The sequence below is a fragment of the Gammaproteobacteria bacterium genome, from assembly GCA_009838035.1.
In the GTDB taxonomy this organism is placed as follows: domain Bacteria; phylum Pseudomonadota; class Gammaproteobacteria; order Steroidobacterales; family Foliamicaceae; genus Foliamicus.
This window is the reverse complement of record VXSK01000025.1, coordinates 1-26401: the sequence shown is the minus strand read 5'-3', so window position 1 is coordinate 26401 and position 26401 is coordinate 1. Positions and strand designations below refer to the sequence as shown.

General features: G+C 64.6%; 23 protein-coding genes and 1 CRISPR repeat array. Of the genes, 14 read left to right on the top strand and 9 right to left on the bottom strand.

Annotation, left to right across the window (positions count from 1 at the left end):
- Positions 1-63 precede the first annotated feature (63 nt).
- The 5 genes from F4Y72_10845 to F4Y72_10825 all read right to left on the bottom strand — a co-directional run bounded on the left by F4Y72_10845 (position 64) and on the right by F4Y72_10825 (position 6836).
- Complete coding sequence (locus F4Y72_10845; protein ID MXZ28781.1) at positions 64-2352, bottom strand: chromosome partitioning protein ParB; 2289 nt, start codon at positions 2350-2352, stop codon at positions 64-66.
- A 182-nt stretch (positions 2353-2534) separates the two neighbouring features.
- A complete protein-coding gene (locus F4Y72_10840) occupies positions 2535-3902 on the bottom strand; it encodes a hypothetical protein (protein MXZ28780.1) in 1368 nt (455 codons plus the stop codon).
- On the bottom strand, positions 3902-4831 hold the full coding sequence (locus F4Y72_10835; GenBank protein ID MXZ28779.1) for a hypothetical protein: 930 nt from the start codon (positions 4829-4831) through the stop codon (positions 3902-3904). The genes F4Y72_10840 and F4Y72_10835 overlap by 1 nt, the downstream gene beginning before the upstream one ends.
- A 130-nt stretch (positions 4832-4961) precedes the next feature.
- Complete coding sequence (locus F4Y72_10830; GenBank protein MXZ28778.1) at positions 4962-5987, bottom strand: MoxR family ATPase; 1026 nt, start codon at positions 5985-5987, stop codon at positions 4962-4964.
- 156 nt (positions 5988-6143) lie between these two features.
- On the bottom strand, positions 6144-6836 hold the full coding sequence (locus F4Y72_10825) for a phosphoadenosine phosphosulfate reductase family protein (GenBank protein MXZ28777.1): 693 nt from the start codon (positions 6834-6836) through the stop codon (positions 6144-6146).
- Between the two features lie 179 nt (positions 6837-7015).
- On the opposite strand from F4Y72_10825, the gene F4Y72_10820 reads away from it, so the two are divergent.
- The 3 genes from F4Y72_10820 to F4Y72_10810 are packed head-to-tail and all read left to right on the top strand — an operon-like array spanning position 7016 to position 10499.
- Positions 7016-8581 (top strand): tyrosine-type recombinase/integrase, encoded by a 1566-nt coding sequence (locus tag F4Y72_10820; GenBank protein MXZ28776.1) that lies wholly within the window; start codon positions 7016-7018, stop codon positions 8579-8581.
- The gene (locus F4Y72_10815) at positions 8578-9501 is read left to right on the top strand and encodes a tyrosine-type recombinase/integrase (GenBank protein MXZ28775.1); all 924 of its coding nucleotides are present in this window, start codon (positions 8578-8580) and stop codon (positions 9499-9501) included. Before F4Y72_10820 ends, F4Y72_10815 begins: the two co-directional genes overlap by 4 nt.
- The gene (locus tag F4Y72_10810; GenBank protein MXZ28774.1) at positions 9498-10499 is read left to right on the top strand and encodes a tyrosine-type recombinase/integrase; all 1002 of its coding nucleotides are present in this window, start codon (positions 9498-9500) and stop codon (positions 10497-10499) included. The genes F4Y72_10815 and F4Y72_10810 overlap by 4 nt, the downstream gene beginning before the upstream one ends.
- A 192-nt stretch (positions 10500-10691) precedes the next feature.
- Here the strand turns inward: F4Y72_10810 and F4Y72_10805 are convergent, their stop codons facing one another.
- Positions 10692-10967 carry a hypothetical protein gene (locus tag F4Y72_10805; protein MXZ28773.1) on the bottom strand — a complete coding sequence of 92 codons (276 nt, stop codon included), beginning with the start codon at positions 10965-10967 and terminating at the stop codon, positions 10692-10694.
- 177 nt (positions 10968-11144) lie between these two features.
- Between F4Y72_10805 and F4Y72_10800 the strand changes: the two genes are divergently transcribed.
- Genes F4Y72_10800 through F4Y72_10790 form a run of 3 tightly spaced genes read left to right on the top strand, consistent with a single transcriptional unit; the run spans position 11145 to position 14354 of the window.
- Positions 11145-12365, top strand: coding sequence for a tyrosine-type recombinase/integrase (locus F4Y72_10800; protein ID MXZ28772.1), 1221 nt, complete (start codon positions 11145-11147; stop codon positions 12363-12365).
- On the top strand, positions 12352-13335 hold the full coding sequence (locus tag F4Y72_10795; GenBank protein ID MXZ28771.1) for a tyrosine-type recombinase/integrase: 984 nt from the start codon (positions 12352-12354) through the stop codon (positions 13333-13335). The genes F4Y72_10800 and F4Y72_10795 overlap by 14 nt, the downstream gene beginning before the upstream one ends.
- The gene (locus F4Y72_10790) at positions 13332-14354 is read left to right on the top strand and encodes a tyrosine-type recombinase/integrase (protein ID MXZ28770.1); all 1023 of its coding nucleotides are present in this window, start codon (positions 13332-13334) and stop codon (positions 14352-14354) included. The genes F4Y72_10795 and F4Y72_10790 overlap by 4 nt, the downstream gene beginning before the upstream one ends.
- A gap of 85 nt (positions 14355-14439) precedes the next feature.
- Here F4Y72_10790 and F4Y72_10785 read toward each other — a convergent pair whose 3' ends face one another.
- On the bottom strand, positions 14440-14829 hold the full coding sequence (locus tag F4Y72_10785; protein MXZ28769.1) for a hypothetical protein: 390 nt from the start codon (positions 14827-14829) through the stop codon (positions 14440-14442).
- A gap of 205 nt (positions 14830-15034) precedes the next feature.
- Here F4Y72_10785 and F4Y72_10780 point away from each other — a divergent pair, with 205 nt between their 5' ends.
- The 3 genes from F4Y72_10780 to F4Y72_10770 all read left to right on the top strand — a co-directional run bounded on the left by F4Y72_10780 (position 15035) and on the right by F4Y72_10770 (position 17564).
- Positions 15035-15916, top strand: coding sequence for an outer membrane beta-barrel protein (locus F4Y72_10780; GenBank protein ID MXZ28768.1), 882 nt, complete (start codon positions 15035-15037; stop codon positions 15914-15916).
- Positions 15917-16002: 86 nt separating this feature from the next.
- Complete coding sequence (locus tag F4Y72_10775) at positions 16003-16938, top strand: hypothetical protein (GenBank protein ID MXZ28767.1); 936 nt, start codon at positions 16003-16005, stop codon at positions 16936-16938.
- A gap of 347 nt (positions 16939-17285) precedes the next feature.
- Entirely contained in the window at positions 17286-17564 is a 279-nt protein-coding gene (locus F4Y72_10770; GenBank protein ID MXZ28766.1) for a hypothetical protein, read from the top strand.
- A 45-nt stretch (positions 17565-17609) separates the two neighbouring features.
- Here the strand turns inward: F4Y72_10770 and F4Y72_10765 are convergent, their stop codons facing one another.
- Complete coding sequence (locus tag F4Y72_10765) at positions 17610-18815, bottom strand: tyrosine-type recombinase/integrase (protein MXZ28765.1); 1206 nt, start codon at positions 18813-18815, stop codon at positions 17610-17612.
- A 2-nt stretch (positions 18816-18817) separates the two neighbouring features.
- The gene (locus F4Y72_10760; protein MXZ28764.1) at positions 18818-19471 is read right to left on the bottom strand and encodes a site-specific integrase; all 654 of its coding nucleotides are present in this window, start codon (positions 19469-19471) and stop codon (positions 18818-18820) included.
- Between the two features lie 165 nt (positions 19472-19636).
- Here F4Y72_10760 and F4Y72_10755 point away from each other — a divergent pair, with 165 nt between their 5' ends.
- The 5 genes from F4Y72_10755 to cas2 all read left to right on the top strand — a co-directional run bounded on the left by F4Y72_10755 (position 19637) and on the right by cas2 (position 25953).
- The gene (locus tag F4Y72_10755; GenBank protein MXZ28763.1) at positions 19637-20791 is read left to right on the top strand and encodes a tyrosine-type recombinase/integrase; all 1155 of its coding nucleotides are present in this window, start codon (positions 19637-19639) and stop codon (positions 20789-20791) included.
- 487 nt (positions 20792-21278) lie between these two features.
- On the top strand, positions 21279-23102 hold the full coding sequence (locus F4Y72_10750) for an N-6 DNA methylase (GenBank protein MXZ28762.1): 1824 nt from the start codon (positions 21279-21281) through the stop codon (positions 23100-23102).
- Between the two features lies 1 nt (position 23103).
- Positions 23104-23847 (top strand): restriction endonuclease, encoded by a 744-nt coding sequence (locus tag F4Y72_10745; GenBank protein ID MXZ28761.1) that lies wholly within the window; start codon positions 23104-23106, stop codon positions 23845-23847.
- A 137-nt stretch (positions 23848-23984) separates the two neighbouring features.
- The gene (cas1, locus tag F4Y72_10740) at positions 23985-25646 is read left to right on the top strand and encodes a CRISPR-associated endonuclease Cas1 (GenBank protein MXZ28760.1); all 1662 of its coding nucleotides are present in this window, start codon (positions 23985-23987) and stop codon (positions 25644-25646) included.
- Positions 25647-25659: 13 nt separating this feature from the next.
- A complete protein-coding gene (gene cas2, locus F4Y72_10735) occupies positions 25660-25953 on the top strand; it encodes a CRISPR-associated endonuclease Cas2 (GenBank protein MXZ28759.1) in 294 nt (97 codons plus the stop codon).
- A gap of 266 nt (positions 25954-26219) precedes the next feature.
- Positions 26220-26401: a CRISPR direct-repeat array (repeat unit 36 nt; unit sequence GCATCCGGGGCGCGCGCGCCCCGGCCTCATTGAAGC).

The following is a 26401-nucleotide window of genomic DNA, read 5'->3' as shown; positions in this document are numbered from 1 at the left end:
GCATGGGAAAAGGATGCGCCCCGCCCGGGCGGAAATCCGGGCGGGGCGCGCGACAGCGGACGGCTACTGCGTCTGTGTCGCCTGGCGCAGGAACTCAGGCACGTCCGCGGCCTCGCCAGCGGTCTCGCCGTTGGCGTCGGTTACTCCGGCGTCTGCGGCTGAGTGCCCGACATCGCCGGCGCCGTTGCCGCTCGCCGGAACGTCGTTCCGCTCGCGAGCCGAGGCGGCGTGGCCGTTGCCGCCGGTGGCGTGTTCCGCCTGAGCCGGCGCGTCGTCCTTGCCGTCGGGCGCAGGCTCTGCTTCGGCGTCGCCGCCCGCGTCGAACGCCGCGAACCCCGGCGGGGTCCAGGCGAGCGCGGCGGCGTGTTCATCGGCGCCGATGCCGACGGGCGGCTTGCCGGCGGCGAACGCCTCCTCCATGGCTTTTGCCAGATCGACCTTCTTGTACTTCGAGCGCGCCGACGCCCAGGCCGGCCCCAGCGTGTCGCGGGCGATGGCCAGGATGCGGTCCTTGCGCAGCCGCGACCACACCAGATCCGCGGTCGGGCGCACGTGCTTCGCGAACTCGATGCCGAGCCGGGCGACGGTGGCTTCCAGTTCCGGGCGGGCCTCGTGCTCGAACGCGAGCTGGCCCCGGACCGTGCGCGCGACGGCGGCGGCGAACAGCTTCTCCTTGTCCGCCCGCGGCAGGTTGCGCAGCGCGTCGAAGCAGGCTGCGTCGTCGTCGGCCTCTATCCAGTCGAACGGCAGGTCCGACCAGTCCGCCAGCATCGCCTCGCCGGGGCTTGAGGCGGCGAAGCCGTCGTCGTTCATGCGCATCGCGGGCCGGTCGGCGGTTTCCTTGAACGCGATGTCGAGCGCGTGGTACGCGGTCGTGTAGCCGTGCGCAAAGACCGCGCGCACCATCTGGAACACGGTCAGGTCGAACGCGGCCTCGAAGTCGGTCGCCAGGTGCGCCTTCACCAGCGCCGTGCGGATGGCGCGCAGGTCGTCGGCCAGCCCGATGCCCACGCCCGCCTCCTGCCGGGCCGTGGCGCGCGGATCGGGCGGCGGCGCCAGCGGTGCGGAGACGGCCGGCGCATCGACGCTTCCGGCGCCCGCCGTTCCGTTCCCGGCGGTCGTGTCGGCAGCGTGGCCGTTCGCGCCCGCGGCGGCGGGGTCCGCCTTCGGCATGTCCTTAGGCTTCACTAGCCCCTGGACGATCTGCAACGTCCCGTCGCGCCCGACGGTGGCGATGGCCCCGGCGATGGCGAAGTCCTCGCGGCGGAACCGCGCGCGGGCCTCCACCGCCTGCTCGATCGCGTCGAGCCGCTCGTCGATGGACTCCGCTTCGGCTTCGAGCGCCTCGGTCCAGTCCTCGTCGTCGAGGTTGGCCAGTTCGTCGTGGCGCGTGCGCAGCCGCTCGGTCTCGGCGGTTTCCTCGTCCGTGGGCTCGCCCGGCCGCGGATGGACCCGGCCGTAGCGCGCGGCGGTGCTCCAGTCGACCTCCAGCCTCGCCTCGGCCCACTTCCAGCGGGTGGACAGCTCGTCGGCGACGGCTTCGAGCTTCTTCATGGCCAGATCGTTCAGGAGCGCCGGATCCTCGAACCACGTCCCGTTCTCGTGCCCGTCGGCGAACAGATCCCGCATCACCGGGCCGCCAGCGGCTTCGTAGGCGTCCACGCTCACGAACCGGGCCAGCGCCGAGGAACCCGGCACCCGCTCCTCGGTCATCAGGCGCTTGACCTGCCAGGCGGTGGGCCGGTAATCCTGCGCGGAGACCTGTTCCCACACGGCAAGCTGGCGCCCGGTGTCGGGGGTGACGGCGAACGCTTTGAGCGTCTCCAGGTCGATGGCCTCCTCCCGGTAGGCATCGAGGAGTTCCGGGGCGGCGTTGCCGAGGCGCAGGCGCTGCTCGACGATGCGTTCGGAGACGCCGAAGCGGTTCGCGATGGCCGCGACGGACAGTCCGTCGCCCGCAAGGGCGGAGAACGCCGCCACCTGGTCGGCGGGGTGCATGGCGATTCGCACGACGTTCTCGGCCAGCGACAGTTCGCCGCCGTTGGCGTCGGGCGCGATCCGGCAGAGCACCGGAAGCTCGGGATCCAGCGCGCCGTCTCCGGCGAGCGACTGCAGCGCCGCGAGGCGCCGGCCGCCGGCGAGGACGGCGAAGCGTTCGTTCCCGTCGTCGTCCGTGCCGTCGGCGCGTGCTACGAGGTTCTCCAGCAGACCGTGGGCCCGGATCGAGGCCTCGAGCTCGGCCTGGGCGCGGTCGTGGGCGGGGGTCTTTCTGACGTTCTCGGGCGCCAGGAAAAGACGCGACAGCGGGATGTCCCGGATGACGGCGCCGGGCGGGGAAGCGGTTGGGTTCATGCGATTCTCCAGGGTGGGAAGACAGGGGGCGCGGCCCGGCTCTCTCCGGCCGGCCCGCGCCCGACCGGTCCTCAACCGGCCGGCCTCCTCGCGGAGCCGGGGCAAGGCCGGGCCGAACGGATCGGAAGGGGGCGCACGGGCCGGCGGGACCGTGGCGTTGCCGCCAAAGCGGGAAACGGCGGTCAGGCCGCGATGGCGATGCGCTCGCCCCAGGGCGCGCGGGCGAAGTCCGAGGGCGGATCCGACCAGTCGATCCAGAGCACCGGATAATCCGGCTCGGTGTCCGGGTAGCGCGAGCACTCCATGTCCGTGAAGTACAGGCACGCGCCGGGTCGGATGCCGCGTTCGTCGAGCCAGGCGAAGCCGGGCCGGAAGTCGGTGCCGCCGCGACCGCGCACGACGACCTCCTCCGGCAGGTCGAACGCGGAATGCTCCGCGGCGTCCCGCACGGCGGTGTCGACCTGCAGCGAGACGACGCGCTCGGGCTGGATGTCGGCGGCGATTTCGCGCACCTCGGTCCAGAACTCGGCAAGCGTGCCCGCCGGCAGTGAGCCCGACGTGTCGATAAGGACCGCCAGGGTCCCGATGCCCTCGGAGCGGATTGACGGCAGGTACAGCCCGCCGTCGATGAAGCGCCGGTTGGGCGCGCTCCACGAATAGTCGCTTTTGGCGGCGTCGGCCATGTACCGGCGAAGCAGCGCGCACCAGTCGAGCTTCGCGACGTGGGCGCTCCTCACGGTCTCTTTGACGGCGCCGGGGAGCTTGCCTTCGGCCTTGGCGAGGCTCGCCGCCTGGTGCATGGCCTCGTCCCAGGCCTGTTCCTCGGCGGTTACCTCGGACGGCGACAGCCCGGCATCCGACCCCCGGGTGCCGTCGGCCGCGGGCGCGTCCATGACCTCGCCGGTGCCCGACGGGTCATGGCTCGGCGGGGCGTTGCCGGACGCGTTCGATGGGCTCCGGCCCGGCTCGGCGCCAGCGTCGGAGCGTGGGTCGGAGTTTGTGCTGCATGGATCGTTGCCGGTGTCGCCAGCGGATCGATCATTGCCCTGTTCCGCTTCGGGTTGTCCACCCGATGACGGACTGGACAAGGAGGAGTCGGTGCTTGTTGAAGGCGGCGCTGGGTTGCCGGCTTCGCCGTCTTCGTCCGGCTCCGGCAGCCGGTCGTAGGCTTCCTCCACGCTCAGCCCTTCCCACGCCTCGGCGTCCGGCGGCAGCGTGAATCCCGCGTCGCGCAAAAGGGGATGGGTCACGAGCTGCGAGGCGCGCTGCCAGCGCTCCGGGTCACGCGCTCGCCGCCGCGTGTGGTGCTTGAGCGCGCAAGCGAGGACCGCGCGGGCGATGGCGGCCTCGATCGCGTGCGCGGCGGTCTCGGCAACCCAGGCGGGAGAATAGCGGATCTCTTGTCCGTCGCTCGCGAGCGTCTTGCGGGACGGATCGGCCCGAAGCGGCAACCGCAATGCCAGGCTCCCGAAAAACGGCTGCTTGCGCAGCAGCTCCGTGACGCAGGCGCTGACGCGCCGGGCGGACTCCGACTGGACGCCCGCGTGCATCACGCCGCCGCCCGCGGCGCTTCGGCCGCCTCCCCGAAATACCCCGCGAACTGCTCCATCAGCGCGTCGGCGTCGCGCTTGACCCGCCGGCGGGCCGCCGGATCGAACGTCCGCGACGGGCGCAGCGCGTCCGGCTCGACGCTGGCGATTCTCTCCTTCACCTGCTCGCACAGCCGCGCCAGTTCCCCGTCGCCGAAGATGTTGAGCCGGGGCACGACGTCGACCAGGTCGCGGATGTTCTCGATCATGGAGTTGCGGAACACCAGCGGCTTGCCGTCGCCGTCCTCGCGCAACCGGTCCGAGACCCGCTCGACCGCCTCCCCGAGCCGCCGGTACAGGTCGCCGACGGCGCCGTGCAGGCGCTCCTCGACCTGGCTTTCGATATCCCGCTTGACCCGCTCGGTGTCGTCGCTGGCGAGCTTGGCGATGAAGTGATCGGCATCTGGCACCGCGGAGATCCGGTAGCGGATGGAGAACTTGCTCTTGAGCGCGGCGCTTGAGGGGTAGTCCCCGATGCGGAACAGCCGCCCGAGGTCCAGCCGCGCCCGCTCGATGTTGTCCTCGTAGTCCTCGACGAACCGGGCGCGCTCCCGCACCATCTTCTCGCACAGCCCGTCCATGAGTTCGGTGTAGCGCTCGTAGTTGGCCACGGTGAGCAGCCGCGCGCCCTTGTCGTCCCAGGGCAGGGTCTGCTCGTAGTGCGCGGTCCTGGCGCGGCTCACCGTGGCGGTGAGCGCCGCGAACGCGTCCTTCGGCAGCAGCCGCTTGTTGTAGCGGCCCGCGCTGGTACTTGCGTCGTGGTGCACGGCGACATGGGTGCTGGCGGCGCGATCGTAGAGCCGCCCGGACCAGGCGGCGATCCTGAGGGACACCAGCATGGCGTCGGAATTGAGGTCCATGAAGTCCTCCTTCGTTATCGGAGCGTCCACTCGGGGACGCGGAGGGCGGCAGCCAGCTTGCGCTTGGCCGCCTCGAGGTTCGGGGCGCGCACCTTGTGCTCGCGCGAGGGTGCGTCGCCGACCGGGTAGTGCAGGATTCGCCAGACCGGGGACGCCGCCATCACCGCGTCCTCGCCGCGGCCCAGCGGATGAACGCGGGCGTGCGCTGCAGTGCCGGGTCGCGGCGGATGCACGAACCCACCAGGAACTCACCCACCTCCCGGCGCAGGCGCTGCGCGTAGGTCACGATGGCGTCGAGGTTCACGTCGCTCGCCAGCCGGTAGAGCGAGCCGCACAGCGCGATCAGGGCGCTCGCGTTGTCCGGCACGTCGGCGTTGTCCGGATCGTCGAGCACGGCGCGCGGGTGCGGCAGTTCCCGCCAGACCTGCAGGAACGCGCACAACTCGATCGCCGCGGCCTCCCCGACGGCGCCGCGCAACAGCGCCCGCTCGGCGCCGGGATCGAGGCCGTTTCGGCGCTTGACGATACCGCTGGCGAACTCCCAGGTGCGCGGACAGGCGAACGCGCGCTCGCGCGACTGCGGATCGAAGGTGTGCAGCAGGTCGGGCCGAAGCTGGATGAAGAACAGCACTTCCGGGGCGATGCCGTGCGCAGCGCCCCAGGCGCACCAGTCCCCGGCGTCCACCTTGATCTCCAGGTGCACGAACCGGGAGGCCAGCGGCGTCGGCATCCGGTTCACGACGCCGCGGTCGCCCTCCCGGTTGCCGCAGGCGATCAGCGAAGCGCCCTCGGGCAGCTCGTACTCGCCGACCTTGCGGTCGAGCACCAGTTGATACAGCGCGGCCTGGACCATCGGCACGGCCGACGGCAGCTCCTCCAGGTTGATGAGCCACGAGCCGGCGTCGTCCGAAGGCGGCAGGAACGCCGGCGGCGCCCACCGGGTGCGGCCTTCGGGATCGCGCCAAGGGATGCCGCGAAGATCGACAGGGTCCAGCAACAGGGCGCGCACGTCGACGTAGGTGCGCCCGGCGGCCGCGGCGACCTGTTGGGCGATCTGCGACTTGGCCGCGCCGGGCGGGCCCCAGACGATGCAGGGCTGGCGCGCCTCGACCAGCAGGGACAGCGTAGAGGCGAGTTCGCTCGGGCGGAGCGTGTAGTCCGCGGACACGGAATCGGGTTCGGTCATGGATGGGCTCCGGGTTGGTGGAAACGGAACGCGGACGCCCTCCGGCGTCCGGCCTTCGCCCGGCCCGAGGCCCGACTCGCCTCGCGGAGGCGCGCCGCGGGGAAGGGAAACGCGGGAAGGGGTTGGCGGGAACGGGAGGCCGGACCTGTGGCGCCGCTACACGCGGGGGTCCGCATCGGCGGGCGCGGCCGGGACGCCGGTCAGCGCCGGCAGGGAGAGGCGCGTGGGCGAGAGCGTGTGGCCGATGCGCCGTTCAAGCGCAACGTAACGGCGGTACAAGTCCGGGCGAAGCCGGGCGGCTCGCGCGAGATCGGCCCGGGACGCGAGGATGCAGAACGAGCATGACAAACGTGACATCCCGGCGGAGTACGCCCAGTGGGGCGACTGCCCGGATGCTTCGATGACTTGAAATACCTCGGCGGCGGACAGGCCGTGGATCGGCAGCCAGTCGTACCACTCGCGGCCGGCCCGGCTGTTGCGGTCGTTGCGCTTCCAGGGATCGCGCTTGGCCCGCGCCGGGCTCTCGTCCGCCCGCATTCCCATGGCGCTGACAATGCGTCCGCCGAAGCGCGGATGGGCTTTCAGGTAACGGCGCAGCTCGCGCTCAATCGGACCGCGCTTCCAGCCGGCGGTGCAGTAGCGACGCGCCGAATCGGGAAAACGGCCCCGGTCCTCGATGCCTTCGAGCAGTGTCTTGCCGGACGCGACGGGCGCCAGGATCAGCGGCACGCCCGGTGGAATCGTCGCCTCGATATGCTTGATCGTGCCGGGCCACTCCACCTCGCCCAACGGGGCGTGGACGATCAGCAGTTGCCCGCGCGGGACGATCCGCGAAAGCAGGATCGTCATGGCCTGGCTGTCCTTGCCGCCGGAGGAACTGCTATGGTGACCTCACCATAGCAGCTCTTATCGCGAGCGATTGACTATGTAGAGTGCATCGGGTAAGTCCTTGAATTTACTGAACAGCATGGCCGAGTGACTTACCATAGTTATCGTTCTTCTCCCTTCATCGGTAGAGGAGAACGAAAATGCCTTCAACGCGTAAGCAAGACGAGCGCCACGACCAATCCTACGAGGCACGCGAGAAGTTAACGTCGGAATTTAGGGATTACCTGGGACGCACGGACCTCACGACTGCCTACATTCGCTTACTCGACGGTGCCGCCAAGCACTTCCTCATTTGGGCTGTCCGAGAGCAGATCCACCTAAGGTCGATCGACGACAACGCAGTGCGTCAATTTCGATTTCACAACTGTGTGTGTCCAATGGCCGAGGGAGGCCTCCCTCGTCACAAGCGGTGTGCCCCACAGTTGCGTAAAACGATGTATGGGGTCGAGCATTTCGTGCAGTTTCTGGAGCAGACTGGGCGCACCGACGACCCGGGCGAGCAGGCGTTAGGCCAGCACCTGCTGACGGCCTTTCTGGCGGATTGCAAGAGTCAGGGCTTCTCGGCCAGTGTTCGTAGAAAGCTGCGAAGCCACTCAAGTCACTTTCTCGTTTGGCTTCATAGAACGCGAACATCCATCACATCGGTGAGTCCGGATGTCATGAATGACTTCCTGAATCATGACTGCATCTGTCCGAGGTACTTCATAAAACCGCGAAGAGCTGAAGACAGAACCATATATGCCCTTCTGATACGCAAGTTCGTCAACTTTCTTGGCGACCACGGCGTAGCGCCCAACGCCTATCTGGATGCAGCGGGCACCAACGATTCCAGCCTTGGTGATTTTCGCCGTTGGCTTGCACAACATCGCGGCGTAACTGCATCCACGATCCACACCTATTGCCGGGAGGTTTCGCCGATTGTCGAGAAAATGGGCGAAGAACCGACGCAATACGACGTTGCGCTCCTTAGGGAGACTCTGCTTGATCGTCTCGGAATGCTGTCCGTTACTCATGCCCGAAACGTCCTCATTGCAGTGCGGATGTACGTGCGGTTTCTCGCGACACGTAACGAGTGTGATCCATCACTCATTGACGCCATACCAAAACCCAGCGCCCGAGGGTTGTGGAAACCTCCTCGGCATATTCCGATGAAAGATATCGAGCGCGTGATCGCTGCATGTGACGGCTGTACCGCCGCGGGGATTCGTGACAAGGCGATTTTGCTACTGCTGGCGCGCCTTGCGCTCCGGGCCGGCGACATCTCCGCTCTTCAACTTTCCGACATAGATTGGTGCAATGGACGGCTGCACGTCTGCGGAAAGTCAAAACGTTCAACCTGGCTGCCGCTCCCTCAAGACGCGGGGGATGCGCTGTTGGAATACATCACCACCAGTCGTCCAAACATCGCAACAGGCAGAGTTTTCCTGCGTGTTCGAGCGCCCAACGGACCGCTGGGCAGCTCCCATACCGTATCGGACATTGTCTCAAGCGCCATGAAACGTGCCGGTGTCGTAAGCCCAGGTACCGCAGGTGCTTACCTCTTCCGGCACTCGGTCGCAACCGACCTTCTCCGGTCCGGCGCCTCTCTCGAGTTCATTGGTGCGCTGCTCCGCCACCAGTCCCCGGATACGACGATGATCTACGCGAAGGCGGATGTTCCGATGCTTCACGAAGTGGCCCAGCCGTGGATTGGAGGTGCGAAATGACCATTACCGACCTTGCCAAGCCGTACATCGAGATGAAACGTCGACTTGGATACAAATTCAGGGATGGTGACGATATCCTGCTTCCATTCGCTGCCTTCGCAGACGAACACCAAGACGTATTTGTTTGCGGCGCGAGGGTGGTTCAGTGGGCATCGACGGCACCCTCAGCCAAACGCGCGCAGAAAAGGCTGGCCATCGTTCGAAGCTTCGCCATTTGGCTTCATGCTGAAGATGCCAGACACGAGATCCCTGATCCTAACGCGTTCGGAAGGAAAAAAAGAAAGAGACCCACCCCGTATCTGTTAACGCAGGAGCAAATCCGGCAGATCATGGATGCCGCGCTGCTGGTTCCGCCGGCGGGTTCAATAACACCCCATACGGTTCGCACAATGATTGGCCTCGGTGCGACAGCCGGGCTGCGCCGATCGGAAGTGGCAGGTCTCATGCTAACGGACCTCACCCCGGATGGCCTCACAATCCGAAATTCCAAATTCGGAAAGTCACGCCTCGTCGCGCTTCACCGGAGCGTTCACGCGGTTCTCCAGAAGTACATTTCGCGCAGGGTGAAGATCGGGGGCGCCCACGACCACCTGTTTGTCCTTGCGAGCGGAAAACCGCCGACTGCAAACTATCTGAGCCAGACGTTTCTCCAACTCGTGCGTTCGGTTGGTCTTCGCGGTGGACCAGGCGAACCGGGCCCGCGGTTCCACAGCTTGCGACATTCGTTTGCAGTTAGATCCCTGGAAGCTGCAAGCCATTCGAACCGGACAGCCGTCAGTCGGCATATGCTCGCACTGACCACTTATCTCGGCCACTCTAGCGTAGAAGGCACATATTGGTATCTGGAAGCAACGCCACCGCTTTTGCGGTCAATTGTCGAAGCTGCGGAGAGAACACATACCAGGAGGTCGGAGCGATGACATGTCTTGCACCGCATCTTGAGACGTTCCTGCGGGTGCATTTGCCGCGAGACTTGCGGGCGAGCGTGCACACCAGCGCCAGTTATGCGCAGAGTTTTCTGCAGTTCACCAGATTTGCGGCTGCGAGATTGTCGACGGAGCCCAGTCAAATCGCCATCGAGCAGTTGAGCGTGCAGGTGGTCCTAGATTTTCTCGATTCACTTGAGAAGGAGCGAGAAAACAGCATTCGGACACGTAATCTTCGCCTAGTCGCGCTGAAATCGTTTTTCCGATACCTGGAGTATCGCGATGCGTCATGCCTTGAGTTGTCACGGCAGGTGCGCGCAATACCCTCAAAGCGATTCGAGCAACGACTGATCGAATACCTCGATCAGGATGAAATGCAAGCATTACTCGATGCGCCTGACACGTCCACGACCAATGGTGTGCGGGACCGCGCAATGCTCCATCTTACCTATGCTGCCGGATTGCGAGTCTCAGAGCTGCTCGGCATAAATCGCGCAGACTTAGGACAAAATCTGGAAACCGTGCATGTGCTTGGGAAGGGTCGACGTGAGCGTGTGTTGCCTCTCTGGAAGGAGACGCGGTCAGTGCTGGAAGATTGGCTGTCAATCCGACCCAGTAGCAACGTGGACCGGGTCTTCCTCAATGCCCGGGGACGGCCGATGAGCCGACATGGTTTTGCACACCGGCTTAAGCTCCACGTATCGGTTGCGAAACGCAAGATGCCATCGATGGCGAGGAAAACGGTTACTCCACATGTTCTGCGCCACAGCTGCGCCATGAACACTTACAAGGCAACCAATGGCGACGTGCGAAAGGTCTCGATCATGCTCGGCCATCTCGGTTTGAAATCGACCGAGGTGTATGTGCGCACTGATGTGCTCGAAAGGCTCGAAGTGCTCGAAGCAAGAACGGCACCGCAGATCAGAAGAGGACGATACGACCATGCGCAGGACAGGTTGACGGCGATGCTGAAGGAGGTCGCGAGGGTTTAACTATGGTAAGTCACTCGGCCATGCTGTTCAGTAAATTCAAGGACTTACCCGATGCACTCTACATAGTCAATCGCTCGCGATAAGAACTGATCGCGACGAGGGCGCCGTTGCGGATCATCGCCCGGCACTCGGCGGGGAGGAAGAGCTCGGCGCTGGGGCGGGTCCGGCGCGGGCGTCGAGGGAGGGGACCGCTCACAGCCAGCCGCGTTCGGCCATGGAAACCGCCCGCCCGTCGGTGACCACGAGGTGGTCGACCAGGCGCATGTCGACCAGCGCCAGCGCCCCGCCGAGCTTCTCGGTCAGGGTGCGGTCCGCGTCGCTGGGCTCGGCCACCCCCGACGGATGGTTATGGAAGGCGATCACGGCCGCGGCGTCGCGTTCGAGCGCCTGCTGCACGACCACGCGCGTATAGACCGTCGCCCCGTCGATGGTGCCGTTGAAAAGTTCAGCGATCTCGATCAGGCGCAGACGGGTGTCGAGTTATGTGGATATCCACATAACTCGACTAATGTGTAGCGACTGTTTATGTGGAGCAAGGTGCTTTTGGGTGCTTTGGTGCTTGGCACATTGACCAAGCTGCTTCACATAAGTAGTTCCGCGCGCACGTAGGATGATCGGTCCCCTCAACCACTATGGGAGATCGACATGTCTATGCGCACGCACATCTATCCGCACAAGCGCTACTATTGGTACGCGGGCTCATCGGTCGCCGATTGGCTCGACGACTTTTCCGCTTGGCTCAAGGCCTCCGGCTACTGCAAGGCTGTGATCCGCGGCCACGTGGCGGCATTGCGTCACTCACTTGAGCCACTCGCGCCCCTTCCACGCGATCGCTGTTTCTCGCAAGCCGAGCTGGAACAGATCATTGCGCATCCCAAGCGACCGCAAGGCTTCGCAGCCACACGTTGCGCCTTTGGGCATTTTCTGCGCTCCTGCGATCAATGGATCGATCCGCCGAGCACTGGGCCGCACGTCGAGTTGATGGACGCCTACCATGAGTATCTCTTGGAGATTCGCGGTCTGGCGCCGGCCACCGTTAAGCAGCACGAGGGGCACGTCAAGTCGTTCCTCAACACGGTACTGCCACCAGGTGGCCGTCTGGCGAACGTGACCGCCGGGGACGTTGAGCGCTTCATCGCCGTACGGTCTCGCCAGATACACCGCCGGAGCTTGAGCACCCTCGCCGCCCAACTGCGCCTGTTCTTGCGCTTTTGCACCGACCGCGGCGATCTACCGGCGGGCTTGGATATGTTCGATAGTCCGCGTCGGTATCGAGGCGAGCGGCCGCCGCGAGCGATTCCATGGGCGCTGGTCGAACGGCTACTCGAGTCGATCGACCGATCAAAGCCAATCGGTCTTCGCGATCACGCGATCTTCTACCTGATGGCACAGTACGGACTGCGCACAGGTGAGATCCCCCTGCTGAGACTTGACTCGATCGACTGGCAAGCACGCACGATCCGGGTCGAACAGAGCAAGACGCGCTCCACACTGCTGTTGCCGTTGACCGGTCCCGCCGCCAAGGTGTTACGGCGCTACCTTCGTGAGGGCCGACCGGCTACCGATCGACCCGAGCTGTTCCCGCGCTTCATCGCGCCGTCCGGCCCGTTGACTCGTGGTGCCATCGCCACGGCATTCCGCCGCTGCGTAAAACGTAGCGGGCTGCCGCTGAACGATGCATCACCTTACGGTCTCCGACATGGGTTCGCCATGCGCTTGTTGGAACGCAACGTCGGCGTCAAGGCGATCGGCGACCTCCTCGGTCACACGACCCTGGAAGCCACCAGCACGTATCTTCGGCTGCAGATCGACGCGCTGCGCGATGTGGCCCTGCCGTTGCCGGGAGAGTGTCATGCGCATCGATAATCCAAGCACCGTCTTCGAGCACTGGGCGCATCGCTACACCGAGCACATGAAGGCGCTCGGCCGTAGCTTCTACCACGACACCTGGACGATCAAACGACTGTGCCGCTTTCTGGCGGAGCGCGGCACGATCGATCTTGACCAGGTGCTTTTCGAGCAGTGGTGTGCCACGCATCGGGGCCTGTGCGCCAACGTGCGTCGCACTTACCAACGTGTTGTGCGCAAGCTCTGCCTGTACCGTCAGCGCATCGAGCCCGACTGCTTCGTGCCCGATGCCTCGCGATTCCCACAGCGGCAGCCCCACCGAGCGCCGGTGATCGTTAGCCCATCTCAGATCGCAGGACTGCTCCGCGCGACCGAAGCGTTGCGCTGTCACGGAGCGGTACCACTGCGATCGGCCATGATGCGCCTTGCAGTCGTGCTGCTCTACACCGCAGGTCTTCGCCGAGGCGAGCTAGTGCGCCTTCGGCTTGGCGACATCGATCTCAAGAACGGTACGGCTAAGATCCGCGACACCAAGTTCTACAAGTCGCGGTTCGTGCCACTGTCGATAGATGCTCAACGTGAGCTTCGAGCGTATCTCAAGCAACGCCTGGCTTCACCGTGGAACGTGTTCGCCGATGCGCCGTTGATCGGCGGTCACCAGCACACCACCGTCATCCACGACTACTGCGGCCGTGCCATCAACGCCGGCATACGTCAACTGTGCATCGCGGCCAACGTCCGCGATGCGGACGGCCGCTTGCCACGGGTCCACGACTTCCGCCACAGCTTCGCCGTGCAAGCCTTGCTGCGGTGGTATCGCGACGGTGCCGACGTGCAGTCCTGTTTGCCGAAGCTCGCGATGTACATGGGTCATCAGTCGATCGCTTCCACAGCGTATTACCTGCACTGGATCCCGGAGATTGCACGCACGGCAAGCAGCCAGTTCGAGCGTCGGTTCGGTCACCTCATCGAAGGAGAACCGGCATGAAGCATCCAGGTCCCAACGCACTGAGCCGCTGCATCGTGCGGTTCTTCCAGGAGTATCTACCGACGCTTCGCGGCATGAGTGCACACACCATCCACAGTTACCGCGACGCACTGGTGCTGTACCTGCGTTTCGCAGCCGAGCAGCGTGAGCGACGCGTTGAAGATCTCGATTTTGACCATCTCACTGCAGCCTGCGTCGGTCGTTTCCTGGCTTACTTGGAAAGCGAGCGTGGCAACAGCATCGCCACGCGCAACGCGCGTCTGGCAGCACTGCATACCTTTGCACGCTTTGCCGTCGGCGAGTACCCCGAGCGGATGACCGAACTGCAACGCATCCTGGGTATCCCGTTCAAGCGCACCGCCGGTCGCGGTCCGGTCGAGTATCTCGACGAGGCAGAAGTCGAGGCGCTGCTGAAGCTACCTCGCGAGGCATCGGTCAGCGATCGCCGCGATCAGGCGTTGTTCGCGCTCATGTTCAACACCGGCGCGCGGGTACAGGAAGTGCTCGACATCACGGTCGGTGACATTCGACTCGAGCCGCCGTATCAAGTTCGCCTGCGCGGCAAGGGCGGCAAGACACGCAGCTGTCCGATCTGGGCCCGCACCGCCGTGCGGTTGCGTACGCTCATCGAACAGTCGTCGTCGGTCGATGCGGACAGCCCGCTCTTCACCAACCGACGGGGTCGCAAGCTCACACGCTTCGGCGTGCGCTACCTGTTGAACAAGCGTGTCGAAGCTTGCGCGGACAGCGTGCCAACGTTGCGCGGCAAACGGATTCACCCGCACTCGTTGCGGCATACCACCGCGATCCACCTGCTGAAGGCCGGTGTTGACTTCGCCACCATCAGCCAGTGGTTGGGTCACGCAACGCTGATCCCAACGATGCAGTACGCCCGTGCCGATATCGACACCAAGTGCCAGGCGCTCTCGCAGGTCTTTCCGGACGTGATGCCCGAACCCGTGGCCGGTCACATGTCGCCGCCGCAGCTCGACATGGTCAAATGGATGCGACGGCTGTGACCGCGCTTATGTGGAGTTGACGTTGTCGACTTCCAGCAGTTGCAAGGGATTGACGACCCAACTTCACATTACTGAGTGCTACACATTAGTCGAGAAAAATGACGCCGAAGACCTCGTTGCGCCGGCCGGCGAGCTTCAGGCGCAGGAAATCCGCGATGTCCCGCGGAGACTTCAGGAGGCGGCCGGGCCGCTGGCGCTGCTTGAGCACGGCCAGCGCGAGGGAGACGACGGAGGACTTCTCGCACTTCGAGAGCGAGGCGGGCGTGAGGGCTTGGAAGCGGTTGTCGGCGGCGGTTGTGGATGCGGTCATGGCGTAAAGGCTCCTGGACGGGCGGGAGGAAGGAACATCGGGGTCCGTCCCGGGCTTGGACGGCGCGCGCACACGCGCCAGCCCCCCGGGGCTCGCCCCGTCCGGGCCGGCCTCCGACTCCTCATGGCGCACCAGGCCGGCCGCTTCGTCCGGGACGGGCGACACGCGGGAATCCACTGTCCTCCAGGAGAGGGCGCGGCGGGACTGTGGGTTGGCGGCGCGCCGGGCCGGACAGTGCCATGGGGCGACCGAGGAGCCTCCCGATCGTGGGCAGGCTCCCGCCGAGTTGCGAGCGCCTCGCGTGGCAGGGCGATGGTAGGATGCCGGGGTTTTTTCAGGAGAGGACAGTGGACGGCGGAAAGAGGGTCCGATGCGCGTGACGCCGGCGATTTCGGTCATTGCCGTTCTGCTCGCGGCGGGCTCGGTGGCCAGGGCAGCGGACGACGGGTCAGCGCGGTCAGGGTGGTATCTGGGCGCTGGCCTTGGCGCGGGATGGACCTCCGACCTGACGCAGGAAGGCTGGAACCGGGACCGCTTCTGCACCCCGGACGCGGCGTGTTTCGACGAAGTGCCGATCCCCACCGTGTCGGGCTACCGCTGGCGCTACGACATCGCACTGGACAGCGGCGCGGCGTTCGAACTGTCCCTCGGCCGGTTCTTCGGACGAACCCGGCTGGAGCTGGCGGTCGCGCAGCGCACGAACGACACCCGCCAGACGTTCGCGGGCATCGCCTACCTCGACGGCTCGGCCATCCGGCCTCGGGCCGGCGGCACCGTCGCCTCCAATGGACGCGGCGCGATCGACCGCCGGCGCGTGCGTTCCGTTACCCTGGACGCCTATTACGATTTCCCGAACGCCTGGGGTGCGCTCACGCCGTTTGTCGGCGCCGGGCTCGGGCAGTCGTCCGTGGAAATGGCCGGCGTGCGGTTCTCCACCGACTACCGCAACGTGTCCGCCGCGGCCGAGGTCCACGACCCGCCGCTCTCGTTCTACAACAGCGTGCAGGACGAGGACCTGAACGACACCGCGTTCGTCTGGCGGGTGCACGCCGGGGCGGACTACGCGCTGGGCCGCAGGACCTCGTTGGGGTTGCGGCTGAGCTGGTCGGCGACCGGAGAGTTCGAGGACACGGGTACCTACCAGACCCATCCGATGCATGTGGTGGACCCCACTTTCACGAACACCAATGCGTTCGGCGGCGGGCGAAGCTGGACCCTGATGCTCGCATTCAGGCGCGGGATCGGCGAATGAACGCGGCGGCGCCCAACGGCGTGACTCCCGTGGCGCCCACCGCCGCGTCATGAACGACTCCCTGTTCCCCCCCCGAGAGGCATGCCATGGGCAATCGGCGGTCCCCGCGCAGGCACTTCGCCGTGCTGCTCGCGTTCCTGGGCGCAACGCTTCTGCCCGCGCAAGCGCAGGCCGAGCCGCTTTATGCGAGCGTTTCGCTGGGCGGCAACGTCACCGGCGACGTCACGCTGCGCAGCCGCAGCAACGATCGCGCCAGCATCTGCGACGAATACATCAACCCGCGGGCGTTGTCGGTGCCCGGCTGCACCGCGCCGGGCCGCGGTACGGGGGACGGATGGGCCGCGCCGTTCGACGGCGGCCGGGGCTTCTCCGCCGAAGCGGCACTGGGGTATCGCTTTTCGCCGCGATTCAGGGCGGCCGTCGTCTACGGTTACCACACGACGCATTTCGATCAGACCGTGTCCTCGACCGACGCCTCGGGCATCGACTTCGACAAGATCGGCAACGAACTGTCCACGGGCGAGGAGTCGCTGGGTACGGCGAGTTCCCACGAACTGTTCGCCGTCGCTTATCGCGACTGGCCCAACCGCAGCCTGTGGACGCCTTTCGCGGGCGTGGGCGTCGGCGTTGCGAAGGCGCGCAAGGACTTCTCCTGGCTCTGGGCCCGGAGCGCCGACCCGGAAGACATCCTGACCGGGCGCGACCAGCCCAACGCGGAGGAGATTCTCGGCAATCTCGCGGGAACGGTCAGCACGGGCCGCTCGGCGCTCAAGGACACGATGGCCGGGTTCACCGTGCTCGCGGGCGCATCGCGGCCGCTTACGGATACGGTTTCGGTGGCGATCAAGGTCCAGTGGACCCGTTTCGCCGCGTTCGAGTCCGGAGCCTATGGAGGCGGCGTGCTGCGCAGCCACCCGCCGAACCTGCGTCTGGACGGCAGCGAGCCCGTGTCCACCTGGACGAGGACCGACGACACGGACCGGTACTCCATCGTGCTGACGATGCGTTTCGCCTTGCCGTAGCAGGGGCGGATGGGGAGGCGGTATCGCCGCCCCGAACCCGGAGCGGAGTCGCGTCGGAACGCAATACCGTCGAGTGTCGTTCGGAATGGCCGATGAAGGAGCACGCGGCGGGCCACGCCGAATGCCGGGCGGAACACCGGCTGGCGGAGTGGAGCGGATACAATCGGTCGACGGTGCGGAGTATCGGGTTGAGACATCTGCTTTTGGGCATTCTGTTGGCGCAATCGGTGTGGGCGCAGACACAACCCGCGCCGGGATCGCCAATGCTCGAAGCCGGCCTTTCCGGCGGGAAAAGCCCCGCGTGTCCCGGACAATACGCCGGCGTCCAACGGGGCGGGGCGGGGCCGGTGTCCCTGTACTACATGCTGGAGAACTACCGCTGCGTGGATCTGGCGGGCACCGCCCATCGAATCGGTGTCTCGGTGCGTGTCGGACGATTCGACTGGCCGGTGCGTCCGGCGATCCGCGCGGCGGTGGAGTACGACGGCGGTGAGCGGTCGCGCACGTTCGGCGCCAGCCTCACGGTGGGCCGGCGCTACGGCGCACGTTTCTTCGTCGATCGCGGCGTGGTGAGCGGGGGCGAGGACATTGTGGTGTTGCACCTTGGTGGTTTCTATTCGTTCTGAAGGCCGGCGCCGGCCGACCGGCTCCAACGGATGGCGCGGAGGCGGTCAGATCGAGGAGTTTCCGGCCTCGGTCCCGCCCGCCAGATCCGCCCGCAGGCTCTCGGCGACCCTCGCGGCGGATGCCTTCACCGAATCCCGCGCCAGGTGCGCGTAGCGCGCCGTGGTCTGCACCTTGCGGTGACCGAGGAGCTTGCCGATCATCGGCAGGCTCTCGCCCAGCGCCAGCGCCCGGGAGGCGAAGCTGTGCCTCAGATCGTGAATGCGCACGTCCTTCAGTTCCGCACGGCTCCGGATGACGAGCCAGGCGCTGTTGAGATTGCGGAAGTGCCGGCCGGGCTTGGTGCCGGCGATCACCCAGGGATTGCCGGGTACCCGCGGCAGGCCTTTCAGCACCCGCCGGGCGGACGGCGAAATCGCCACGGCCCGCGCGCCCGTCTTCGCGTCGCGCAGCCGAAGCTCGCCAGCCTCAAGGTCGACGTCCTCCCAACGCAGCGTCAGGATCTCGCTCTTGCGGCACCCGGTCAGCATCAGCAGACGGAACGCCGCCACCGCGCTCGGATGCACCTTGCCCTCGGCCTCGACCTCGCCGAGCACCTGCCCGAGACGGCGAAACTCCTCGTCCGAGAGGAAACGCTCGCGGGGCGGCTCGGCGTACTTGCGCACGAACCGGCAGGGATTGCCGCCATCCGGCGCAATCCCCCACAACGCCGCCATGTTGAACAGGCGCGACAGCATATCCACCACCTTGTTCGCCATGGTGGGCGTTTCGTGCAGGCTGTAGTGCAGGGCCGCGACGCGCTCGCGACCGATCCGTCCGAGCCGGACGTTGCCCAGCGCGGGCAGCAGGTGGCGGTCGAGGATGTCGCGGCATTGCCGTTGCGTCGCCGGCTTGCAGCGCACCGCGACATGCTCGGTCATGAACCGCTCGGCCACTTCGGCCACGGTGGGGCCGGCATCCGCCGTGGATGCGCCGTTGTGCAGGACAGGTTCGTTGCCGGCCTTGATGTCGGCGATGATCTGTGCCGCCTTGCGCCGCGCCTGCTCAGCCGTGATCAGGCCGTGGCGACCGACGGTGAGCCGCCGGGACTGGCCGCCCGCGCGGGTCTGAACCAGGTAGACCTTCGAACCCGAGGGATAGACCCTCACCCCGAATCCCGACAGGGACGAGTCCCAGTAGACCGCCTCGCGGTCGCCCGCCGGCAACGCCTCGACCGTGCGCTTGGAAATCGACCTTCGTCGGAGCTTCGCCATCGCTATTCCAGGATGTCCGCGCCGATGCTGTCGGCGACCTTCGCGGTGGACGCCTGAATGGACTCCCTCGCCAGATGCGCGTAGCGCGCCGTGGTGTTCACCTGCCGATGACCGAGCAGCTCCCCGATCATCGGCAGACCCTCGCCGATCGCGAGCGCGCGGGAGGCGAAGGTGTGGCGCAGGTCATGGAGGCGCACATCGTCGAGGCCGGCGCGGCGGCGCACGCGGTCCCAGGAATCGTTGATGTTGACCTGGTGCGTGCCCTTCCTCTTGCCGGGAAACACCCACGGATTGCCGTCGAGCTTCGGCAGGTCGGCCAGCACCTCGGCAGCGGCGGGCGGCATAGGAACGATCCGCCCACCGGTCTTGCTGTCCCTCAACCGCATCTCGCCCGCTTCGAAATCGAGGTCGTCCCAGGCCAGGCCCATGATCTCGTTCCTGCGGCACCCGGTCAGCACCAGCAGGCGGATCGCCGCCGCCGCGTGCCGGGAAGCCAGGCGCTCGGCGGGGGCGATCTCAAGGACGCGCCCGAGCCGAGCCAGCTCCTTCGGTGTCAGGAAGCGCTCCTTGCGCCCCACGACCTTGTAGCGCCGCACCGACTTGCAGGGATTGCGGCCCGGAGGCCGCATCTCCCATAGCTCCGCGAGGTTGAACATCTAATAGAGTATGGCGTCATGGATGCGCTGGACTACGATAAACTTATATAAAACATATTATTATAGGTTCTCCATGCGCACCGCCTGCGTTACAATACGCCTCCATTGTCGCTCTCTGGGTACCTATCCGGTACCTGAATACTGCTATCCGGGAGAACCTGCGCCATGCCGAAAATCACCAAGCGAGCCGTCGACGCCATTGTGCCCGAAGAACGCGAGCGCGTCGTGTGGGACGATGAGATCAAGGGCTTCGGAGTCCGCGTGCATCCCACGGGCCGGAAGGTCTACATCGTCAAGTACCGCCACAAGGGCAAGGCGGTGAAGACCACCATCGGGCCGCACGGCCCCATTGCGCCGGCGGATGCCCGGGCACGCGCGGCCGAGATCATCACTGCCGCGCGCACCGGCAGGGACCCGGCTGTGGGCGGGCGCTACGGGGCGAAGGCGCCGACGATGCGGGAAGTCGTCGAGCGCTTTCTCAAGGAGTACGTGCCCAGCCACTGCAAGCTCGGCACGCAGGAGGTGTACCGCAGCGCGCTGGAGATCCACGTCGTGCCGAGACTCGGCAACCGCCGCATCGCCGACATCGAGCGCACCGACATCGCGTCGGTGCATCATGAACTGCGGGCCACGCCCTATCAGGCCAACCGCACCGTGCAGGTGCTGTCGCGCATCTTCACGCTGGCCGAGGTGTGGGGCCTGCGCCCGGACGGCTCCAACCCGTGCCGGCACGTGAAGCGCTTCCGCGAGGACAAGCGCGAGCGGTTTCTTTCCGACGAGGAATACCGGCGCCTGGGCGAGGCGCTCGCCGAGAGCGAGGCCAAGGGTCTGGAGCCGCCGCTGGTGGTGGCCGCGATCCGGTTGCTGATGCTGACCGGCTGCCGCAAGGCGGAGATACTGACGCTGCGATGGGAGCATGTCGATCTGGAGGCTGGCGAGCTGCGGTTGCCGGACTCGAAGACGGGCGCGAAGATCGTGCACCTGGGCGACCCGGCCATCGCGGTGCTGCGGGGCATTCCGCGGCCCGACGACTGCCCCTGGGTCATCACCGGAGGCAAGCGGGACAGGCCGCTGCACGATCTGCACTACTGGTGGAAGCGCATCCGGGAGCGGGCGAGGCTCGATGGGGTGCGGATTCACGATCTCAGGCATTCGTACGCCAGCGGCGGGCTGCTGGTCGGCGAAGGGCTGCCGATGATCGGGAAACTGCTCGGCCACAACCACGTGCACACCACGGCGCGGTACGCGCATCTGGCCAACGATCCGCTGAAGTCCGCCGCCAACCGGATCGCGAGCCGGATTGCTAAGGTCGTGGGATAAAGATCAGTTGCCTCAGACTGGAATCTTTTGGGGCGGGTGCGGCATCCGCATCCATGCCCATCTTTCCCGCAATCAGACAGGCGAGTGCCACTTTGCCCTCCGATCGCTCCGGGAAATCACCGCAGACGGTCAGTTCGCAACGAGCGGTCCGCCGCTGTTGATGATACCGGGGTCGCTGGGGCTGATGAGATCGATGGCCAAGCAATTGGACATGTCCGGATACCGCCTTCGAAACACCCGAACGCGAGGTTTGGCGCGCCGGTTCTTAAGCCGCCGGATCGTGCCGACTGACTCGCCAGAACCGTAGTGTGCGAGCGAGGACATGGTATGGTGCATGGACCTTGCGCGCGACATGGCCTTGCCAAGGAATGGACCGGAACTTTGGGATAGATGTGGAGAGCTGGTACCCGATGAACCAACCCTCAAGACGATACGATGTCTCCAAGCCGTCGTTCATCCGCAGCTTGATGTGCCCGGTCCCAAAACAATGGGAACGGGAAGTTGCGTCGCTCGCCGAACTCGGAGGCTGTCACCTACGGCATGTGGCGGAGTACCTCAGGTGACCGACGTTCGGTACGCCCCTCGGCCCCTGACGGCCCAATCGTCCTTGCCGGGTCTCTGTCCTGTGGAGGCTGCGCTCAGTCAGCTATCGCAGGCCGGCGCGGAGACGCGTGGTGCAGTGTTCACGCGCCGCGAGGTTGTCGAGTTCATACTCGACCTGGTCGGCTACACTGTTGATCGGCCGCTATTCGAGAAGTCCCTCCTGGAACCGTCGTTCGGTAACGGAGACTTCCTTTTCGTCGTGATTGAACGGTTACTTGAAGCATGGCGGCGTCAGGACGATCGATGTTCTGCTATTGATTTGGCAGATTGTATCCGTGCTGTTGAGCTTCACCGATCCACGTTCGAAACGACCCGAGAAGCAGTAGTACATCGGCTTATCGAAGCGGGAATCGACCAAGCGACCGCAAATGCCCTTGCCGGCGAATGGCTCGTTCACGGCGACTTTCTGTTGTCCGAACTGCCGCCCGAGTTTTCGTTTGTCGTCGGCAACCCGCCCTATGTTCGTCAGGAACTCGTTCCGGATCCGCTTGTCACCGAATATCGGGCGCGATACACAACTGTCTATGATCGCGCCGACCTTTACATTCCATTCATCGAACGTTCCGTGGGACAACTCTCGGCAGACGGAAAGGTCGGCATCATCTGTGCCGATCGATGGACCAAGAACCGGTATGGGGGTCCATTGCGAAAACTCTTGTCGGAACAATTCCATCTGGATGTCTTCGTTGACATGGTGGACACACCCGCCTTTCAGTCGGAAGTAATCGCATATCCAGCGATCTTCGTGATTGGGCGCGAGAAGACCGGACCGACCCGTGTCGCTCGCCGGCCGGAGATCAGCCGCAAGACGTTGGAATCGCTGGCTCGCCAGCTCGTGAACCAGAAAAAGCGCCCCTCAATCGGACCCATCACGGAAGTACATGACTTCGCCGACGGTGCAAAGCCCTGGATACTGGAGGCTTCCGACCAGATCAGGCTGGTTCGTCGTTTGGAACATACCTTTCCAAGCCTGGAGGAAGCGGGGTGCAAGGTCGGCATCGGCGTCGCCACCGGGGCGGATCAGGCATTCATTGGCCGATTTGACGATCTTGACGTTGAAGATGATCGAAAGCTGCCGCTCGCCACCACGCGCGATATTTTGTCCGGTGAGGTCCAGTGGCGTGGTCTGGGGGTTGTCAACCCATTCGCTGACGAAGGCGGGCTGGTCGACCTCGCGAGTTATCCGCGCCTAAAGCGATATCTGGAGCTAAGGAGGGAAGAAATCGCCAAACGGCATGTGGCTCGCAAGGCACCTGCAAATTGGTTCCGTACTATCGACCGGATATATCCGGCCCTCGTGGAAACACCCAAGTTGTTGATTCCGGATATCAAGGGAGAGGCCCACGTTGTCTATGAGGAGGGGCGTCTCTATCCGCACCATAATCTGTATTTCATTACTTCAATGGACTGGAATCTTCGCGCGCTTCGTGCGGTTCTTCTTTCGGGCATCGCAAAGCTGTTCGTTGCTGCTTATTCAACCCGAATGAGGGGCGGCTACCTTCGGTTTCAGGCCCAGTATCTGCGGAGAATCCGTCTCCCCCTTTGGTCAGCCATACCGCACGAAATGGCTGCCGCTCTTGTAGAAGCTTCCCAATCGGGCGACACCAGCGCCTGCAATCACGTCGTTTTCGATATGTACAACCTGACTGATCGAGAACGCAACGTCGTTTACAACGACAACTCAGAGTGCCACCTCATCGGGGAATGACGTGACGATAGAGCTGATCGATTACGAACAAAAGGCTCGCGCGGCGGTGCGAGCGTTCTGGTCAACTCGTCTGATGGCCCGTCAGAAGCAGGTGGAGTCCGGCAAATCCGACCAAGGCGAACGAGCGGGAGTTACGGCCGGAAAGAACATGGACGGTTTCGTTAGCCTCGTCAGCGAGTTGGTTAGAGCAAACGGCCTGGCGCACGCGAGCATCCATCTAAGTCGGCGCTTGGTGACATTACCGGGATTTTTTCGGCCGACCAAGCTTTGGGATGTTGTAGTGATCAACGACGGCCGACTTGTTGCCGCATTGGAGTTCAAGAGTCATGTCGGCCCATCGTTCGGAAACAATTTCAACAACCGAACGGAGGAAGCGATAGGATCGGCCCACGATCTTTGGACGGCCTATCGCGAAGGGGCGTTTGGCGAGCAGCCCCGACCGTTTGTAGGCTGGCTGATCCTGATTGAGGATGCAGAGGGTTCCCGCAGGCCGATTCGTGACGTGTCACCACACTTCCCGATCTTCGACGAATTTCGGGGGGCGTCCTACGCGGATCGGTACAACATCCTGTGCCGCAAACTGGTACAGGAGCGGCTATATTCGGCGGCATCCGTGCTGACGTCACCGCGTTCGGCTTTCGAAGACGGAAGCTATGAGGAATTGAGCGAGTTGACCGGTCTTGGGACGTTTGTGACTGAGTTTGCCGGGCACATCGCAGCAGAGGGGGCACGAAACCGTCTCTGAGTTTGTGTTCAGAACTGACCGGCGAGAGTGAACCGGAGTCACCTCAGTTGAGTTCACGTTTTTCGAAATCCGAACAACTCGAGTTCCATCTCCCCGCTCCCCCGGCGACTGGCGAGGATCCGCTGGTTCCCGCGAGGATGGTGAACGAGTTCGTCTACTGCCCGCGGCTCGCCTACCTGATGTGGGGACAGGCCGAATGGGCAGAGACCGGGGATACCGTGGACGGCCGGCGCGTGCACACTCGGGTCGACCGTGCCAACAAGCCGCTGCCCGATCCCGAAGTCTTGGAAGCCGACGACACTAAGATTGTCAGCCGGTCTTTAACTCTCTCGTCGGAGAAGCTCGGCGTGATCGCGAAGATCGATATCGCCGAAGCTGAGGACGGAGTGGTCACGCCGGTCGACTATAAACGCGGAAAGCGACCCCATGTGGCCAAGGGCGCCTACGAACCGGAGCGCATTCAAGTGTGCCTTCAGGCGCTGCTGCTTGAAGAGCATGCCTACCAAGTCGAAGAAGGTGCCATCTGGTACGCCGAGAGCCGCGAGCGCGTCCGGATAGTCCTCGATGAAGAACTGCGTCTCGCGGCGCGCGAGGCGGTCAGCCGCCTTCGCTTGACCGTTGCCCACGAGAGAATTCCACCGCCGCTGAAGGACAGCCCGAAGTGTCCGCGATGTGCCCTGGTGTCCATCTGCCTTCCCGACGAGATGCGATCTCTTGGTGGCTCAAACCTGGCGCCTCGTCCCATTGCAGTCGGAGCCGACGAAGCTCTGCCATTGATTGTCCAATCCCAGCGTGCGCGGATCACCAAGGCAGGCGAGACCCTCAAGGTCGCCGACGAGGAACAGGGCGATACCACCGTGCGGCTGAACGACATATCCGACCTTGCGCTGTTCGGGAACGTCTCGATTACGACACCCGCTCTAGCTACCCTGATGGACCGTGAAATCCCGGTCGCGTTTCACAGTCACGGCGGCTGGTTTCGTGGCGTCGCCCACGGCGTCGGACATCGCAATGTCGAAGTCCGCACGGCGCAGTACAAGCGCAGTTTCGACGCTCCCTACTGCATGGGTTTCGCACGCGACCTTGTCGAAGCCAAGATCGTTAACCAGAGGACGATGATCCGGCGCAATTGGCGCGGCGACCGCGAACGACGCAAGGGGGTGCTCGATAGCCTCAACGCCGCCCGCAGGTCGACGAAGGTCGCATCGTCGAAGAGCATATTGCTGGGAGTCGAAGGGGATTCGGCCGCAACGTATTTCCGGGCGTTTGCGGAACTTCTGGCACCTCCCGGCACCGAAGAGTCTGCGCAAGATTCGGAAGGCCTCGCACCGTTCCGGTTCGACGCGCGTAACCGCCGCCCTCCGACCGATCCGGTGAACGCGATGTTGTCGCTCGGCTATGCCATGCTGACACGGCACTGCACCGTCGCACTGGCCACCGTCGGACTCGATCCCTATCGGGGCTTTTTCCACGCTCCACGTTACGGAAAACCCGCATTGGCGCTCGACATCATGGAACCGTTTCGCCCGATCATTGCGGACTCGGTGGTTCTCTCAGCGGTCAACACGGGCGAAGTCTCGCCGGGAGACTTCGTGAGCGCACCCACCGGCACCTCACTAACACCCACGGGACGCCGCCGCTTCGTCGCCGCATTCGAACGAAGGCTATCTCAGGAGACTACGCACCCGCTGTTCGGATACAGGCTTAGCATGCGGCGGCTTGTGCTGCTGCAGGCACGTCTGTTGTGCCGCCATCTCTTGGGCGAGCTGCCCAGTTATCCACACTACCTCCCTAGGTGAGAGATCTTCCACCATGAGCAGTGAGCGGACATACATCGTCACTTACGACATCTCCGATACCCGTCGCTGGCGACGGGTCTTCAAGACCATGCACGGATTCGGAGAATGGCTTCAGCTTTCGGTGTTCCAGTGCCGCCTGTCGGGTCGGCGGCGTGCGGAACTGGAGACTCAACTGCGTGAAGCCATTAAGGCGGGCGAAGACCACGTCTTGGTGATAGACATCGGCCCCGCAGACAAGACCGATATAGCCGTCATGAGCATCGGCAAGACCTTCTCGTCGATCGAGCGCCAAGCGGTCGTTGTATGATGGCGTAGTCTGCTGAAGGGGTTGCGAATCAAGTGCTAAGGCTTCGCAAGCAAGTGCTGCGAGCACCGCCAAGTCAATTCGAGCAGCGAGGAAACGCAGAAACTCCGGGAGTCGCTCGAATTTGTGCAACATGTTGATTCTTGGGCGTTTCGAAGCGATGGAAAAGGCTGGCAGAATGTCAATTGCACGATTGTGGCAAGGGATTCGCCTAGCCGCTCGAAATCAGCCAGGTTTTGTCTTGTCCCCCAAAGGGTTGTATGGTGACTGCATCCGGGGCGCGCGCGCCCCGGCCTCATTGAAGCTCGTCCACGATATGGGGATTGTCGAATGAGCTGAGAGGCATCCGGGGCGCGCGCGCCCCGGCCTCATTGAAGCGTGCTTCCGCCGCCGCACGGCCCCCGGAAGATCGTGAGCATCCGGGGCGCGCGCGCCCCGGCCTCATTGAAGC

Coding starts and splice junctions, on each gene's coding strand:
- F4Y72_10845 (MXZ28781.1), bottom strand. CDS start 2,352: ATGAACCCAACCGCTTCCCCGCCCGGCGCCGTCATCCGGGACATCCCG.
- F4Y72_10840 (MXZ28780.1), bottom strand. CDS start 3,902: ATGCACGCGGGCGTCCAGTCGGAGTCCGCCCGGCGCGTCAGCGCCTGC.
- F4Y72_10830 (MXZ28778.1), bottom strand. CDS start 5,987: ATGACCGAACCCGATTCCGTGTCCGCGGACTACACGCTCCGCCCGAGC.
- F4Y72_10825 (MXZ28777.1), bottom strand. CDS start 6,836: ATGACGATCCTGCTTTCGCGGATCGTCCCGCGCGGGCAACTGCTGATC.
- F4Y72_10820 (MXZ28776.1), top strand. CDS start 7,016: ATGCCTTCAACGCGTAAGCAAGACGAGCGCCACGACCAATCCTACGAG.
- F4Y72_10815 (MXZ28775.1), top strand. CDS start 8,578: ATGACCATTACCGACCTTGCCAAGCCGTACATCGAGATGAAACGTCGA.
- F4Y72_10810 (MXZ28774.1), top strand. CDS start 9,498: ATGACATGTCTTGCACCGCATCTTGAGACGTTCCTGCGGGTGCATTTG.
- F4Y72_10800 (MXZ28772.1), top strand. CDS start 11,145: ATGTCTATGCGCACGCACATCTATCCGCACAAGCGCTACTATTGGTAC.
- F4Y72_10795 (MXZ28771.1), top strand. CDS start 12,352: ATGCGCATCGATAATCCAAGCACCGTCTTCGAGCACTGGGCGCATCGC.
- F4Y72_10790 (MXZ28770.1), top strand. CDS start 13,332: ATGAAGCATCCAGGTCCCAACGCACTGAGCCGCTGCATCGTGCGGTTC.
- F4Y72_10780 (MXZ28768.1), top strand. CDS start 15,035: ATGCGCGTGACGCCGGCGATTTCGGTCATTGCCGTTCTGCTCGCGGCG.
- F4Y72_10775 (MXZ28767.1), top strand. CDS start 16,003: ATGGGCAATCGGCGGTCCCCGCGCAGGCACTTCGCCGTGCTGCTCGCG.
- F4Y72_10765 (MXZ28765.1), bottom strand. CDS start 18,815: ATGGCGAAGCTCCGACGAAGGTCGATTTCCAAGCGCACGGTCGAGGCG.
- F4Y72_10760 (MXZ28764.1), bottom strand. CDS start 19,471: ATGTTCAACCTCGCGGAGCTATGGGAGATGCGGCCTCCGGGCCGCAAT.
- F4Y72_10755 (MXZ28763.1), top strand. CDS start 19,637: ATGCCGAAAATCACCAAGCGAGCCGTCGACGCCATTGTGCCCGAAGAA.
- F4Y72_10750 (MXZ28762.1), top strand. CDS start 21,279: ATGGGAACGGGAAGTTGCGTCGCTCGCCGAACTCGGAGGCTGTCACCT.
- cas1 (MXZ28760.1), top strand. CDS start 23,985: ATGGTGAACGAGTTCGTCTACTGCCCGCGGCTCGCCTACCTGATGTGG.
- cas2 (MXZ28759.1), top strand. CDS start 25,660: ATGAGCAGTGAGCGGACATACATCGTCACTTACGACATCTCCGATACC.